Consider the following 16,503-nt stretch of genomic DNA (forward strand, 5'->3'; position numbering starts at 1 on the left):
TTTTATTATTATATGAAGATAAATATATGGAATGTAAATTATTGCATAATGAAATTATTAAAATTCAAACTGTAAAAAAAAATTATGAAAATTCTAAAGCTGCAGTGATAGATTCTTTAAAAATTTTACAAAAACGTTTAGGTTGGGTTCCTGATTGGGGAATTTATGAAATATCGAAATTATTAAACATGTCTCCAGAAGATGTTGAAAGTATTGCAACTTTTTATAGTCAAATTTTTAGAAAACCAGTAGCAAGAAATTTAATTCGATTATGTGATAGCGTTGTATGTTATTTAAATGGTTATGAAATTTTGGAAAAAAAAATTAATACTTTACTTAATATTAATATAAATTGTATGACTGAAGATAAAAAATTTACTGTTTTACCTGTGTGTTGTTTAGGTAGTTGTGATAAGGCTCCTGTTATTATGGTAAATTCTGATATTTATTACAAAGTAGATAAATTTTCTATTATTAATATCTTGGATACATATAAATGAAAAAAATTTTACGAGATGTAGAAACACATCCTTTAACGTGGAGGTTAAAAGAAGGCCATAACATCATATGGATGGAAGAATATAAAAATCAACAGGGTTATATTGCTTTAGAAAAAATATTGTTAAATGAAACTTCTCCTGCAGAAATTGTTGATTTAGTTAAGGAATCTGGTTTAAAAGGAAGAGGAGGGGCTGGTTTTTTGACTGGTATAAAATGGAGCTTAATTCCTGCAGTAAATAAAAATACTCAAAATAATGATCATTATCATCCATCTCATCGATATTTATTATGTAATGCAGATGAAATGGAACCAGGAACATATAAAGATAAGTTTTTAATGGAGCAGTTACCTCATCTTTTAATAGAAGGAATGATTATTAGTGCATTTGCAATACAAGCAACTCGAGGATATATTTTTTTAAGAGGAGAATATTTAAAATCAGAATATATTTTAAATAAAGCAATAAAAGAAGCACAAAATATAGGGTATTTAGGAAACAATATTTTAGGTAGTAGTTTTAGTTTTGATATTTTTATACATAGTGGTGCTGGGAGATATATTTGTGGAGAAGAAACAGCATTAATTAATTCTTTAGAAGGAAATCGAGCTAACCCAAGAGTTAAACCACCTTTTCCTGCTCATATTGGGTTATGGGGTAAACCTACTTGTGTTAATAATGTTGAAACGTTATCGAACATTCCAGCAATTATACTTTATGGTTCTCATTGGTATCAAAATTTATCTCCAGATGGTAGTAGTTCTGGTACTAAGTTAATGGGATTTTCAGGAAATGTTGTTAATCCAGGATTATGGGAAGTCCCTTTTGGAATTACTGCAAGGGAATTATTAGAAGATTATGCAGGAGGAATAAAAAATAATTTTCATTTAAAAGCTTGGCAACCAGGTGGTGCAAGTACTGATTTTTTATTACAAGAACATTTAGATGTTTCAATGGATTTTGAACCTATAATGAAAGTAGGTAGTAGATTGGGAACAGCGTTGTGTATGGCTGTCGATAATAGTTTTAATATGGTATTTGTTTTATATAATTTAGAAAAATTTTTTGCAAGAGAATCTTGTGGTTTATGTACTCCTTGTAGAGATGGTTTACCTTGGATTGTTAATATTTTAAAAAAATTTATTTCTGGAAAAGGAAAACAAAAAGATATTCTATTATTAGAAGAATTATGTATATTACTAGGTCCAGGAAAAACTGTATGTGCACATGCTCCAGGAGCGATAGAACCATTACAAAGTGTTATTAAATATTTTCGTTCTGATTTTCAATCATTAATAAAATAATGAAAATTATTAAGATATAATATAAAAATAATAATAATTATAAAAGATAAATTTTAAATAATTTTTTTAGTATAACTGGTTACTCTTTTTTGGAATTATATATATGGTTACAATTTATATAGATAATAAATCATATAATGCTCATGAATCAAATAATTTATTGCAAACTTGTTTACAACAAGGTTTAGATATTCCTTATTTTTGTTGGCATCCTGTATTAGGAAGTGTGGGTTCGTGTCGTCAATGCGCTGTTAAAAAATACGCAAATGATCATGATGAAAAAGGTTTTATAGTGATGTCTTGTATGACTGCGATTACAAAGGATTTAAGAATTTCGATTAAAGATCCTGAAGCAGTACAAATGAGAAGACAAATATTAGAATTATTAATGACTAATCATCCTCATGATTGTCCTGTTTGCCCAGAAGGTGGCAATTGTCATTTACAAGATATGACAGTGATGACACAACATCATAAACGTAGATATCATTTTGAAAAAAAAATATATAATAATCAATATTTAGGTCCATTCATACAACATGAAATGAATCGTTGTATATCTTGTTATCGATGTGTACGATTTTATAAAGATTATGCTGGAGGAAAAGATTTTAATGTTTTTGGGACTGCTAATAATCTGTATTTTGGGCGTTTTACTGATGGTATTTTAGAAAGTGAACATTCTGGTAATTTAATAGAAATATGTCCTACTGGAGTATTTACAGATAAAACACAGAGTGAACATTATAATAGAAAATGGGATATGCAATATGCTCCCAGTATTTGTCAACATTGTAGCATTGGGTGTAATATCTCGGTTGGAGAACGTTATGGAATGATACGAAAAGTAGAAAATAGATTTAATACATATATTAATAGTTATTTTATTTGTGACATAGGTCGTTTTTTTTACAGAGACAGTAATAATATTCATAGAACTTCTGTATTTCAATATCGTAATCAAAAAAAACTTTTATCTATAGATTATGAAACTTCTTTATTACAAGCAGTAAACCTTTTTCAAAATTCTGAAAAAATTATTGGTATTGGATCTTCTAGATCGAGTATAGAAAATAACTTTGCATTATTAAAATTAGTTGGGGAAAAAAATTTTTCTAGCGGTATGTTAAAATTAGATAATGAAATTATCTCTTATATTACATCTATTATTCAAAATAAAAAGATACATATTCCAACTTTATCAGAAGTAGAGAAATACGATTTTATTATAATAATTGGAGAAGATATATTAAAAACTGCTCCTCGTTTATCTTTATCTGTAAGACAAGCTATTAAAAATAATAATATTAATGTAGTTAATGATATTGTTGATAAAAAAATTTTTTCTTGGCAGTCTGATGCGATTAAAAATGTACGTCAAAATAAACAAGCTGCATTTTTTATTATTCATTATCTAAATACTGATTTAGATGAATTATGCAGTATGAGTTATGATAAAACTATGATTAATCCACTTTTTCTTAGTACATTAATTAATAAAAAATTGAATAATGAAGATATTACAATAGATTTAGAAACAATAGATTCATCATTGTTAAAATATATTACTACTGTAGTTAATGCTTTAAAAAAATCAAAAAATCCTTTGATTATTTCTGGATCACATTGTAGAGATAAACAATTAATTCAAATAACAGTAAATATATTTAATTCAATTCAACAGTTTAATAATAATGTTGGATTGATTTTATTAACTCCTGATGTGAATAGTATAGGGTTAGGAATGATGAATGGAATGGATTTAAACAGTGTTATTAGTATTGTTGAAAAAAACAAAAAGAACACTTTAGTTTGTCTAGAACATGATATATATACTATATTTCCGAAATTTTTTTTAAAAAAAATTTTAAAAAATTCTAAAACTTCTTTAATTGTTTTAGATCATAAAAATACTAGAACTATGCAAAAAGCACATTTAAAAATTCCAGTTACTAATCATTTCGAATCTTCGGGAACTGTCATAAATTATGAAGGTCGTATACAACGATTTTTCCAGGTTTATAATGCTGCTTTATATAAAGATAATATTTATCGAGTAAATAGTTGGAGATGGTTACATGCTCTTCAAAGTAAAATTGAAAAAAAAAATATTCATTGGTTAAAATTAGATGATGTTATTAAAAGTTGTAGTAAACAATTATCTTTTTTTGAAAACATTATTAATGTCACACCAAACTCTTCTTTTCGCATTTTTGGTCAGAAAATACCTCGTTCACCGCAACGTTTTAGTGGTCGAACTGCTATAGATGTTCATCGAAATATTCATGAAAATACACAACCACAAGATTTAGATTCTATGTTTTCTTTTTCAATGGAAGGTAGTCAAATTTATGAACAATATTCTTCTGAAATTCCATTTCATTGGTCTCCTGGTTGGAATTCTGTTCAGTCTAGTATTAAATCTAATTTAAATATGTTAGATAATGATTACAATAATTCAAAAAAAAATGTGTTTATTAATGTTAATACAAAAATAAAAAAACCATATCATCATCATAATTTTCATCATAAAAATATTGTATTAAAATATAATTGTTTAAAAATTATTCCGTATTATTGTTTATTTGAACAACATAATGACAATATTATGGATAATATTAAAAATAAAAAAAATCATGGAATTATTAATATATTAAAAGCAAAAGAATTAAATATTCCAGAATCTTCTATTATAATACTTAAATATGGATCTGATGTTTTTAAAATTAATGTAAAATTTTCTAATAACATTAATTCTGAATATGTTGCTATTTCTTTAGGTACTTATGATCTTCCATTTTTTTTATCTGGAAAGTTGATACAGTTATTAAAGGGGGATGAGTGGAAAATTGTGATGTAAACAATATGTCGATTACAATATTTTTTTATTGTTTTTTAAAAGTATTATTATTATTTTTTTTATTAGTTTTTTGTGCAGCATATATGAGTTTGGTAGAACGTAAAATATTAGGTTTTTTACAAAATCGATGCGGACCAAATCGAGTGGGTTGGTTTGGATGTTTTCAAGTTTTTGCAGATATGATAAAAATTTTCTTTAAAGAAGATTGGATTCCTCCTTTTAGCCGAACATTTATTTTTGTTGTTTCTCCTATAATTGCATTTTTATCTTTATTATTAGTGTTTGCTATTATACCTATTACAAATAATTTAGTATTAATCAATTTAGATATAGGTGTATTATTTTTTTTAATGATGGCAAGTTTATCAGTATATTCAATTTTATTAGCTGGATGGTCAAGTAACAATAAATATTCTTTGTTGGGATCAATACGTTCTGTTGCTCAAACTTTAAGTTATGAAGTTTTTTTAGGAATTTCATTAATGGGAGTAGTAGTTAAAGCTGATTCTTTTAATTTATTAGATATAATAATAAGTCAAAAAGATATGTGGAATGTATTTCCTCAATTTTTAGGTTTTTTAACTTTTTTTATTGCATCTATTGCATTGTGTCATCGACATCCTTTTGATCAACCAGAAGCTGAACAAGAATTAGCTGATGGATATCATATTGAATATTCTGGAATGAAATTTGGATTATTTTTTATTGGTGAATATGTTTCTATGATTGTAGTATCAGCGTTAATAACATGTTTATTTTTTGGTGGTTTTCAAGGTCCATTTTTTTCGGGAATAATGTTGTTTTTTTTAAAAGAATTGTTTTTTTTATTTTTATTTATTTTAATTCGTGCATCTTTACAACGTCCACGATATGAACAAGTTTTGTATTTTGGTTGGATTTTTTGTTTACCAGCTTCTTTAATAAATTTGTTAATTACTGGTTTTATAATTCTTTTTAAATAAATACTAAATAGGAATATTGTAAATGTTTTTTAAAAAAATTTTTTTTGGGTTTTTTACACAAATTCGGAGTTTGTGGTTAGTGAGTATAAATCTTTTTTCTAAAAAAGAAACTAAAATGTATCCTGATCAACCTATACCATTATCAAATAGATATAGAGGTAAAATAATATTAACATTAGATCCAGATGGAGAAGAAAGATGTGTAGCATGTAATTTATGTTCTGCAGTATGTCCAGTCGATTGTATATCTTTACAAAAATCTACACGTAAAAATGGTAGATGGTATGCAAAATTTTTTCGCATAAATTTTTCTCGATGTATTTTTTGTGGTTTATGTGAAGAAGCATGTCCTACTGCCGCAATTCAATTAATACCTGATGTTGAATTAGGAGAATTTAATCGAAAAAATTTAGTGTATGAAAAAAAAGATTTATTAATATCTGGAACAGGAAAAAATAACAAATATAATTTTTATAAAGTTTCAGGAGTAAAAATATCTGATAAACAAGGAGAAGTAAACAAAGATTGTTTCAAAATAGTTGATACAAAAACTTTATTACCTTAAAGAGATAAAAATTATGAATATTATTTTTTATGTTTTAAGTTCATTAACTATTTTATTTACTTTTTTTGCAGTGATACAAAATAATCCAATTAATTCTTTGTTATTTTTAATTTTTTCTTTATTATCTATATCTGGTATTTTTTTTATTGTTGGTTCAATTTTTTCAGCTGTTTTAGAAATAATTATATATACCGGAGCCATCATGGTTTTATTTTTATTTATAGTTATGTTGTTAAATTTAAATATAAATTTTGAAAAAAAAGAACGTAAATGGATGCAAAATGTTTATAAAGATAAAGTAACTTTATTAATAATATTATTATTTTTCATTTTTATATTTTCTATATTTTTAACAAAATATCATAATATATTTATTTATTTTGTAGATGGAAAAGAAATTGGAAGATTTTTGTTTGGACCTTTTTTTATTATAGTTGAATTAGCTTCGATTCTCTTATTATCGGCATTGGTTGTAGTATTACATTTTTTAAAAATAAAAAATATTTCAATTAAGTAAAATAAGTTACTTAATTTCTTTTAAGGTTATAATTACATGTTTTCTTTCAATTATGGTTTATTTGTTGCAATTACTATTTTTTGCATTGGTGTTTTTTCTCTGTGTATTAGAAGAAATTTGTTATTTATTTTAATTAGTTTAGAAATAATGATAAATGCTGTGTCTTTAGCTTTAATTTTAATTAGTGCTAATTATAGTTCAATTGATGGTCAAATTATGTATATTGTGACTTTAACAGTTGCAGCAATAGAATCCAGTATTGGTTTAACTTTGTTAATTAGATTTTATAAAATATATAATACATTAAACATAGATTTACTCTCTGAGATACAATAATGAACTGTATTTATTTTAATTTATTAGCTCCATTGTTTAGTTTTATCATATCTATAATGTATGTAAGATTTCATTCTATAAAAAAATTTTTTGTTTATTTTTTAACTTTTATTACTTTTAGTTCATTTATAAGTAGTGTATTTTTATTTCAATATCAGGAAAAATTACATTTTAAAAAAAATATATTACATTTATGGACTTTATTATCATTTAAAAAAAATGATATTAATATAGATTGTATATTAGATCAATTATCTATAACTATGTTAGTCATGATTTTAGGTATTGGTTGTTTAGTTCATTTATTTTCTCTTTGGTATATACAAAAAAAAAATGAACAAATTCGTTTTTTTACTTTAATCACTTTATTTATTTTTAGTATGTCGGTATTAGTGTTATCAGATAATTTATTATCAATATATTTTGGATGGGAAGGTGTTGGTTTATGTTCTTATTTATTAATTGGATTTTATTATACTTCTAATAAAAATATAAATGCTGCAAAAAAGTCATTTTTAATGACTAAAATTGGTGATGTATTTTTTTTCCTTTCAATATTATTGATATATAAACATTTTCATAGCTTAAGTATATATAATATTTCTTTAATTGCAGACAAATATTCTTCAGAATATTCTGATCATTGTTATATTTTGCATTTTATTACTTTATTTTTGCTAATTGGTAGTATAAGTAAATCAGCTCAATTTCCTTTACATACTTGGTTAATAGATGCCATGGTAGGGCCGACTGCAGCATCAGCATTAATTCATGCTGCTACTATGGTAACAGCGGGTGTTTATTTAATTAATAGAACAAAATCAATTTTTCTTACAACACCAGAAATTTTATTTATTACAGGATGTTTAGGTATTATTACTTTATTAATTTCTGGTTTTTATGCGATTTTTCAAAATGATATTAAATGTATTTTAGCCTATTCTACCATGAGTCAAATTGGTTATATGTTTGTAGCTTTAGGGGTACATTCTTGGAGATCTTCTATTTTTCACTTATTAACTCATGCTATTTTTAAAGCATTATTGTTTTTATCTACAGCATCGTTAATTTTTAGCGCTTCTAAAGAACGTAATATTTTTAAAATACATCTTTCAAAAAAGAGTATTCCTATAATATATACATCTTTTTTATTTGGTGTTTCATCTCTTCTTGCTATTCCATATATAACAATTGGGTTTTATAGTAAAGAAGCTTTATTATACGATATTGTAAATTATAATAATAAATTTTTTTATATTGGTAGTATTTTAGGTGTCTTTTTCACTTCTATTTATATTTCAAGACTTTTTTTTGTTTTATTTTATAAAGAAAATTGTAAAGTAGATAATTTAAATAAATCTATTATTAATAGTTTTCATAATTTTCCGTTATTTTGTTTAATGTTTTGTTCTACTTCAATTGGTTTACATATACTGCTTCGGCATTATTCTCTGCAATATATTTATATTGATAATAATGCACATAATGTTTATCTAAAAATTAGTTTATTTTTATTATCTATGTGTGGAGTATTTTTTTCTTATGTTTATTGGGTTTTAGAAAAATCGATAGTAAGTATTTATATGAAAAAAATGTTTTCTTATTTTAATTTTAATCTATTTTTTCAATGTAGTATTGATAAATTATATCAAAATTCTTTTATTTATTTTTTTAAATTTATTTTGAAAAAATGTAAAAAAAATATTTTTATTATTCTTTCAAATAAATTTATGTATCTCTATACATTATGTAATAGTAATGTTTCATATTATGAAAAAAAAACATTAAGGTTTTATATTAATTGTTTTATATTTATAATAACTGTTTTTTTATTAATGATTTTCATATAATTATACATTTTATAATAAAATAATTATTAATTAAATCTATCTTTTATGTACATCATTACTATTTTTTATTTTCATAATTTTTTATGTTATAAATCATTTTTTCAACAAATTACTGTTATAGTAAATACAATAATACAAAATAATAGGAAATAATAAAAAATGTTTTTGAAATATTTACTTTTAATTCCTTTTTGTTCTGGTGTTTTTTCAATTTTATTAGGTTTATGTAATTTAAATTTTTCTAAAATAATATGTTTATTGGGCATGTTATTAACTTTATTTTTTTGTTTGTTTTTTTATGGTATTGAACATATAAATTTAATATCTCAAAATTCTATTCATTCTCTTTTTCATTATGAGTTTTCGACTCCTTGGATACATCAATTTGGAATAAATTTTTCTATTGGTATAGATGGTTTGTCTTGTTTGATGATTATTTTAACTTGTATATTGAGTATTATATCAATTCTTTCTATGTGGAATTATAATAATTCAAATCAAGATCATTTTTTTTATTTTAATTTTATGTTAATGATTTCAAATATCATAGGAATTTTTATTGCTTTAGATGTATTTCTTTTTTTTATTTTTTGGGAATTATCTTCTATTCCAATATATTTTTTTATTATTCATTATGGAAAACCAACCATTAATAGAAATATAAGAATTTTTACTGCTAATCAGTTTTTAATTTATATGCAAATTTCTGGATTATTATTGTTATTAGGTATTTTAGGATTAGTAGTAAATTTTTATCGTTTAAATCATTTTTATACTTTTGAATATGCTGTATTGAGAAATTCTTTTTTTAGTAATATTTATTTAGAATATTTTATTATGTTATTATTTTTTTTAAGTTTTATGGTCAAATTACCTATTTTTCCCTTTCAAAAATGGTTAATAGATGCTCATAAACATGCTCCAATAACAGGTTTTTTAGATATTACTGGAATTTTGTTAAAAACTTCAATTTATGGTTTATTACGTTTTAATATATTTTTTTTTCCTTATTGTTCATTTAAAATAAGCACTTTTATATTTTTTTTAGGTATTGTTAGTATTATTTATAATACTTTTATGGCTATAGTATCAAAAAATATCAAGGAAATTTTAACTTATGCTTCACTTTCACATATCGGTTTAATGCTGATAAGCATATATAATCCTATTTCTTTTGCTTATCAAGGTATGATAATACAATTATTTAGCTCTACTATTAGTATAGCTGCTTTATTTTTAATAATCTCACAATTATATCGTAGGTTATATACTTATGATATTTATAAATTGGGAGGATTATGGAGTGAATTACCATGGATATCTTTTTTTTCTTTGTTTTTTATTTTTGCAAATTTGAATATTCCTGGTACTGGTAATTTCGTGGGAGAATGTATGGCGTTATTAGGTTTAATAAATAATCATATTATTATTACGATTATTGTCACAATTAACATGTTTTTTTGTTCAGTTTATTCTATTAGATTATTTCAAAGTGTGTTTTATGGTGAAATAAAAAGAGTAAGTTTAATAAAAAAATGTGATTTTTATGAAATATTATCACTTTTAATTTTATTTATATTACTAATATGTATTGGAATATTTCCTAATTGTATTTTAAATATTACTAGTCATGCAATGAACAACATCTATTATTCTTTTTCTATGATTGCTTTGAATTAAAGAGGTATTTTGTAATTATGGTGTCAAATTTATTCGAAATAAAAAAAATAATACCCATATATAGTATGGTTATTTCTGTTATATTAATGACGGTTTTTATGTCATATCGAACCAACACTTTTGTTATTTTTTTAATTAGTATTTGTGGAATATTATTGTCAATATTTTCTATAAAATTTTATCATACATTAATGGTATTACATCCATCAGTTTTATTTAAAATTGGTAATATATCTATTGAATATATGATTATATTATTAATACATAGTTTATTAATTTGTTTATTTTCATATTTTTGGATTATACAAAATAAAAAAGTTTTGTATAAGGAAGAATTCTATTTATTTTTAATGATATCTACTTTAGGTGGTCTTGTGGTTATTATTTCTAATCATGCTTTATCTTTTTTTTTAGGGGTAGAATTAGTATCTGTTCCGTTGATAGGTATGCTAGGATATACTCTTTCTTATAAAGAACCTTTTTATTTTTTATTAAAATATGGTGTTTTATCAAGTATAAGCTCAATATTTATGCTGTTAGGTATGACTTTAATGTATGCAGTATCTGGATCATTAAATATTAGTGAATGGGAATTATATTTATTAAATCATTCTATTCATGATAATTATTTATTTTTATCTGGTTTTTATTTATTTATAAGTTCTTTAATTTTTAAATTTTCTATGTTTCCATTCCATTCTTGGATAGCAGAAATATATGAAGGTGCTCCTATTATATCTTTAAGTCATTTTTCATCTGTTTATAAAATTATTTTTATATTAATTTTATCTCATTTTTTTATTTATTTTCCAATGATAAAAAATCATTTTTTTTATTTTATTTTAGAAATTATTGCTTGTTCTTCAATATTATTTGGAAGTATTAGAACAGTTTATGAATGTGATAATATAAAGAAATTTTTTGCTTATACTTCAATTATTCAATCTGGTTATATTATTGCTATAATTATTGCAAGCTTAAATAATAATTATGAAATGAATTTTTTAAATATTAATTTTTATATGATTAGTTATTTATTAAATAGTATTAGTTTATTTAGTATTTTTACTTTAACTAATCTTATAATACATACATCATCATATAAAGATATTTCTTTAAATGATTATACAGGTTTATTTTGGAAAGAACCTTTATTAACATTATTAATGACAATAACATTATTTTCTTTATCTGGAATTCCTTTAACATGTGGTTTTATTGGAAAGTGTTATTTATTATTGAATATTTTACAAAACGATTTTCCTATTTTAGGAATATGTTGTATTATTGGTTCAATTGTGAGTATTTTTTATTATTTTCGCATTATTAATAAATTTTATTCTCCTATTCTTAGACAGAATTATAAAAATAATGTTGATAATTCAATGTTGTTTATATTTGCTAAAATAGTGATAATTTTATTGGTAATATATATAATATATTTTGGGATAAATCCAAATTCTTTGATTAATTTTTTAAATAAAAATAATTATTAAAAATAATATATTAATTTTTATTTGTATTTATATTAATCAGTTAAAAAAAAAGCGATTAAAAAATAATTTAATTTTATTATTTTATCAAAAAATATTAATTATTATTTTAATCACTTTTTGTAAAAAATATATGAATTTGTACATATAATAATATTTTTGTAAAAAATATTATTATATGTACAAAGAAATAATTTTTATAAAAATTACATCAAGAATATCTAATATGACAATATTTAATGTTCAAACATTTCTGATATAGATTCTTCATTACTAATTCTTCGAATAGCTTCTGCTAACATCCCGGAAAGGGTTACGGTACGTACTTTAGATAAGACACAGATATTTTTATTTAAAGGTATGGTATCACAAACAATAATTTCGTCTAACATGGAATGTTGTAAATTTTTTGATGCTTTTCCTGAAAAAATAGGATGGGTTGCATAAGCAAATACCTTATTCGCTCCATTTTCTTTAAGAGCTTGAGCAGCGTTACATAATGTACCAGCTGTATCAATAATATCGTCGACTAAAATACAATCTCTATTTTTTATTTTTCCAATTACGTGCATAACTTGAGAAGTATTCATTTCTGGTCGACGTTTATCTATAATAGCCATGTCAGTATCATTTAAAAGTTTTGCAATAGCACGAGCTCGTACTACTCCACCGATATCTGGAGATACTACAACTGGATCATTTAATTTAATTTTTAACATATCTTCTAAAAGAATTAAGCTTCCAAAAACATTATCTACAGGTATATCAAAAAAACCTTGTATTTGTTCAGCATGTAAATCTACTGTAAGTATACGATCTACTCCTGCTTTTGATAAAAAATCAGCTATAAGTTTAGCTGTAATTGGTACTCTTGCTGATCGAACTCTTCTATCTTGACGAGAGTAACCAAAATATGGAATAACAGCTGTTACACGACCAGCAGATGCTCGTTTTAACGCATCTGTCATTACTAATAATTCCATTAAATTATCATTTGTTGGAAAGCAAGTCGATTGTATGATAAATACATCATGTCCTCGCACGTTTTCATTTATTTCTACACTTATTTCTCCATCACTAAATTTTTTTACTGAAGCTTTTCCTAATTGTGTATACAAATTTTTAGCGATATAATGTGCAAGTTTTGGAATAGAATTTCCAGAAAATAGTTTCATGTTAGACATGATTTCCTACCTTGTTTAAAAAAATTATATTTTATTTTTTTTTAAAATAATCATATTCGAATATTAGTTATAAGTAGGGTTATTTTTGTAAGATAATTTCAAAAATTTGATTTTATATAATTTTAAAATATATAATATGAAGTAATTTTTAATGTGAAAAATAAGTTTTAATTAATGAAATAATAGCATATATGTAGTATATATATCAATTTTATTCATAAATACTAAAAATAATGATTTTTTTGATCTCTTATTATATGATATATAATAAAATTAAAAAAAAGTATTGATAAATAATGAAAAAATCTATTGTAATAAAATTAGAAAAAATGTTTAATCACTATCAAGAATTAGAAAAAATGCTTTCTAATAAAGAAATTATATTAAATAACACATTATATAAAAAATTATCTAAAGAATATTTTGATCTTACTAACATAGTGTTGATTTTTAAAAAATGGAAAAAAAATCAACAAGAAATTTTAGGTGTAAAAACTTTATTACAAGATGTTGATTTGCATCAAGAAGCAAAATTAGAATATAAAAATTTATTAAAAAAAAATGTAAATTTAGAAAATAAATTAATTCAATCATTAATTCCTAATGATCCAAATGATAAAAAGAGTTGTTTTATAGAAATTCGAGCAGCTACTGGTGGAGATGAATCTGCAATTTTTGCTGGTGAATTATTTAGAATGTATGTAAGATATGCAGAACAATATTCATGGAAAGTACAAATATTAAATGTTCATGAAGGAGAAAAAGGAGGTTATAAAGAAATTATTGCAAAAATTTCAGGAAACAATGTAATGAAACGATTAAAATTTGAATCTGGTGGTCACAGAGTGCAACGTATACCTAAAACTGAAACGCAAGGAAGAGTACATACTTCTACTTGTACTGTTGCTATTATGCCATTGGAAAAAACAACAAATAAATATGAAAATATTAATCCAAATGATTTAAAAATTGATACTTTTCGATCTTCTGGAGCAGGAGGACAACATGTTAATACTACTGATTCAGCAATCAGAATTACTCACATACCTACTGGTCATGTTGTAGAATGTCAAGATGAACGATCACAACATAAAAATAAAGCTCGCGCATTATCAATATTATCTGCTCGTATTAATGCTGCAGAAGCCAATAAAAAACATGAAAAAGAATCTGAAATACGTCGTAATTTATTAGGTACAGGAGAACGATCAGATCGAAATAGAACATATAATTTTCCTAATAATAGAATTACTGATCATCGTATTAATTTAACAGTATATCGATTGAGTGAAATTTTAAATGGTAATTTAGACATTTTAATTGAGCCAATGATAAAAAATTATCAATCACATGGTTTATCTTCTTTTTAATAATAAAATTTATGATGATTAAAGAATGGTATATAAAAAATGTACAAAAATTAAATTGTTATCCTAATATCAAGAAAGACATATTTGTGTTATTATCGACAATTTTAAATAAACCTATTAGTTGGATAAGAGTTTTTGATGAAACAAAATTGACTTTAATGCAAAAAAAAAATCTTGATAAATTACTATATCAAAGAATGAAAAGTAAGCCACTGTCTTATATTATTCAAAACCAAGAGTTTTGGTCATTAAATTTTAAAGTAACTCAAGATACTTTAATTCCTAGAGTGGATACTGAAAGATTAGTAGAAATTGCATTATTAAAAATCAATAATAATAACAGAAAAAAATATATCCTAGATTTAGGAACAGGATGTGGAGCTATTGCATTATCTATTGCGAAAGAATGTCCTCAACATTATGTGGTAGGAATAGATAATTGTAGAAAAGCTTTAAAAATAGCTTATTATAATGCAAACAAATTAAAAATAAATAATGTGTTGTTTTTACATAGCAATTGGTTTTCTACATTAAAAAATTTTCGTTTTCATTACATTCTTAGTAATCCTCCTTATATTGGAGAAACAGAACGATATAGTTTAGATAAAGAATTAACATATGAACCTAATAATGCATTATTTTCAAAAAAAAATGGTTTATCAGATATACAACATATTATTGAGAAATCAAGTAATTATTTATTAGATTCAGGTTGGTTAATTTTAGAACATGGATGGAAACAAAAAATTCAAGTAATGAATTTATTTTATAAAAATAATTATAAACAGATTAAGTCATATAAAGATTATAATGATTGTGATAGAGTGATTATAGGAAGTTATAATTTTTTATAGTATAAAATAATTAATAGAAATAAAATGTTTTTAAATCATTTTAAAAAAATATATGAGATTTAAGAATAATTATTAAACTCATTAAAATAATAAATACATTGTACAAGAGGTAATATGAAACTTCTAATAGAAAAAATTAAACTTAATCAATCTTCTATTCTTGATTCTATTCTTGAAGTTTTATCTTTTATAAAAGATGGTGTTTATAAAAATGTTTTAATATCAGAATTTAATGAGAAGATTAAATCTTCTTCTGGAAGTTTGTTGAATGATTGTGATTCTATTGATAAATTAAGAAAAATGCTAGATATATTTTATGTTCATTGGAAGTTTGGAAGTGCTTATGGTACCTATAAAATTTCAAATATTTTATATTTAGATGAAGTTTTAAAAACAAAACAAGGTTCAGCTTTATCTTTAGGAATAATTTTAATTTATGTAGCAAAGCAATTTAATATTAATTTAGATCCTATTATTTTTCCAACTCAATTAATTTTGAGTTATTTTTGTAAAAAAACGAGTAAAGTATTATTAATAAATCCTTTTGATGGAGAATTTTTAGATAAAAACATATTAACATTATGGTTACAAGGAAATATTACTCCCACTGCTACAATTCAAAAAAATAATTTAAAGATAGCAGATAACTTTACAGTCATTTGTAATTTTTTACATACTTTAAAGTTATCTTTAATTGAAGAAAAAAACATGGTACTTGCTTTAAAAGTTAGTGATGTTTTAATAAAAATTAAACCTGAAGATCCTTATGAAATTAGAGATAGAGGATTAATATACGCGTATTTAGAATGTGATAATGTTGCTGTATCTGATTTAATGCAATTTATTGAAAGGTGTCCTCATGATCCTGTTAGTGAAATTTTAAAAATGCAAATTTATGTTATGCAAAAAAAATCTGTTATTTTACATTAAAAATGTATCAAATAATATTTAATAATATTATAAATAAATCTTCATTTGTATTTTTTTGTAGTTATTTAAAATAATTGATATTTTTTTATCTAATTATT

The 16,503-nt window shown here is 23.1% G+C and carries 14 protein-coding genes; 13 read left to right on the plus strand and 1 reads right to left on the minus strand.

Translation table 11 applies throughout. The features are described 5' to 3' along the window. Positions 1–26 precede the first annotated feature (26 nt). The 10 genes from nuoE (at position 27) to D9V80_RS00700 (ending at position 12,070) form a co-directional block, all read left to right on the plus strand. A complete protein-coding gene (nuoE, locus tag D9V80_RS00655; RefSeq protein ID WP_158353234.1) occupies positions 27–500 on the plus strand; it encodes an NADH-quinone oxidoreductase subunit NuoE in 474 nt (157 codons plus the stop codon). Next, positions 497–1,804, plus strand: a complete 1,308-nt coding sequence (nuoF, locus tag D9V80_RS00660) for an NADH-quinone oxidoreductase subunit NuoF (RefSeq protein ID WP_158353236.1) — start codon at positions 497–499, stop codon at positions 1,802–1,804. Before nuoE ends, nuoF begins: the two co-directional genes overlap by 4 nt. A gap of 103 nt (positions 1,805–1,907) precedes the next feature. Beyond that, positions 1,908–4,664 carry an NADH-quinone oxidoreductase subunit NuoG gene (gene nuoG / locus D9V80_RS00665; RefSeq protein WP_158353238.1) on the plus strand — a complete coding sequence of 919 codons (2,757 nt, stop codon included), beginning with the start codon at positions 1,908–1,910 and terminating at the stop codon, positions 4,662–4,664. Between the two features lie 5 nt (positions 4,665–4,669). Then, on the plus strand, positions 4,670–5,626 hold the full coding sequence (gene nuoH, locus D9V80_RS00670; protein WP_158353240.1) for an NADH-quinone oxidoreductase subunit NuoH: 957 nt from the start codon (positions 4,670–4,672) through the stop codon (positions 5,624–5,626). 22 nt (positions 5,627–5,648) lie between these two features. Further along, on the plus strand, positions 5,649–6,191 hold the full coding sequence (gene nuoI, locus D9V80_RS00675) for an NADH-quinone oxidoreductase subunit NuoI (protein ID WP_158353242.1): 543 nt from the start codon (positions 5,649–5,651) through the stop codon (positions 6,189–6,191). A gap of 13 nt (positions 6,192–6,204) precedes the next feature. Further along, positions 6,205–6,708, plus strand: a complete 504-nt coding sequence (locus D9V80_RS00680) for an NADH-quinone oxidoreductase subunit J (protein WP_158353244.1) — start codon at positions 6,205–6,207, stop codon at positions 6,706–6,708. Positions 6,709–6,744: 36 nt separating this feature from the next. Then, positions 6,745–7,044 (plus strand): NADH-quinone oxidoreductase subunit NuoK, encoded by a 300-nt coding sequence (gene nuoK / locus D9V80_RS00685; RefSeq protein ID WP_158353246.1) that lies wholly within the window; start codon positions 6,745–6,747, stop codon positions 7,042–7,044. Further along, positions 7,044–8,894: an NADH-quinone oxidoreductase subunit L gene (locus D9V80_RS00690; RefSeq protein WP_158353248.1), complete on the plus strand. Its 1,851-nt coding sequence runs from the start codon at positions 7,044–7,046 to the stop codon at positions 8,892–8,894. The genes nuoK and D9V80_RS00690 overlap by 1 nt, the downstream gene beginning before the upstream one ends. A 159-nt stretch (positions 8,895–9,053) precedes the next feature. Further along, positions 9,054–10,574 carry a NuoM family protein gene (locus D9V80_RS00695; protein ID WP_158353250.1) on the plus strand — a complete coding sequence of 507 codons (1,521 nt, stop codon included), beginning with the start codon at positions 9,054–9,056 and terminating at the stop codon, positions 10,572–10,574. Positions 10,575–10,672: 98 nt separating this feature from the next. Beyond that, positions 10,673–12,070 carry an NADH-quinone oxidoreductase subunit N gene (locus D9V80_RS00700; RefSeq protein WP_187306502.1) on the plus strand — a complete coding sequence of 466 codons (1,398 nt, stop codon included), beginning with the start codon at positions 10,673–10,675 and terminating at the stop codon, positions 12,068–12,070. Positions 12,071–12,303: 233 nt separating this feature from the next. On the opposite strand, the gene D9V80_RS00705 is transcribed toward D9V80_RS00700, so the two are convergent. Continuing rightward, the gene (locus D9V80_RS00705) at positions 12,304–13,251 is read right to left on the minus strand and encodes a ribose-phosphate pyrophosphokinase (protein WP_158353254.1); all 948 of its coding nucleotides are present in this window, start codon (positions 13,249–13,251) and stop codon (positions 12,304–12,306) included. Between the two features lie 296 nt (positions 13,252–13,547). Here D9V80_RS00705 and prfA point away from each other — a divergent pair, with 296 nt between their 5' ends. The 3 genes from prfA (at position 13,548) to D9V80_RS00720 (ending at position 16,405) form a co-directional block, all read left to right on the plus strand. After that, positions 13,548–14,621 (plus strand): peptide chain release factor 1, encoded by a 1,074-nt coding sequence (prfA, locus tag D9V80_RS00710; protein ID WP_158353256.1) that lies wholly within the window; start codon positions 13,548–13,550, stop codon positions 14,619–14,621. Positions 14,622–14,632: 11 nt separating this feature from the next. Next, positions 14,633–15,475, plus strand: a complete 843-nt coding sequence (gene prmC / locus D9V80_RS00715; protein WP_158353259.1) for a peptide chain release factor N(5)-glutamine methyltransferase — start codon at positions 14,633–14,635, stop codon at positions 15,473–15,475. A 114-nt stretch (positions 15,476–15,589) separates the two neighbouring features. Further along, on the plus strand, positions 15,590–16,405 hold the full coding sequence (locus D9V80_RS00720) for a tetratricopeptide repeat protein (protein ID WP_158353261.1): 816 nt from the start codon (positions 15,590–15,592) through the stop codon (positions 16,403–16,405). Positions 16,406–16,503 lie beyond the last annotated feature (98 nt).

The organism is Buchnera aphidicola (Thelaxes californica) (assembly GCF_005080825.1).
GTDB lineage: Bacteria > Pseudomonadota > Gammaproteobacteria > Enterobacterales > Enterobacteriaceae > Buchnera_I > Buchnera_I aphidicola_V.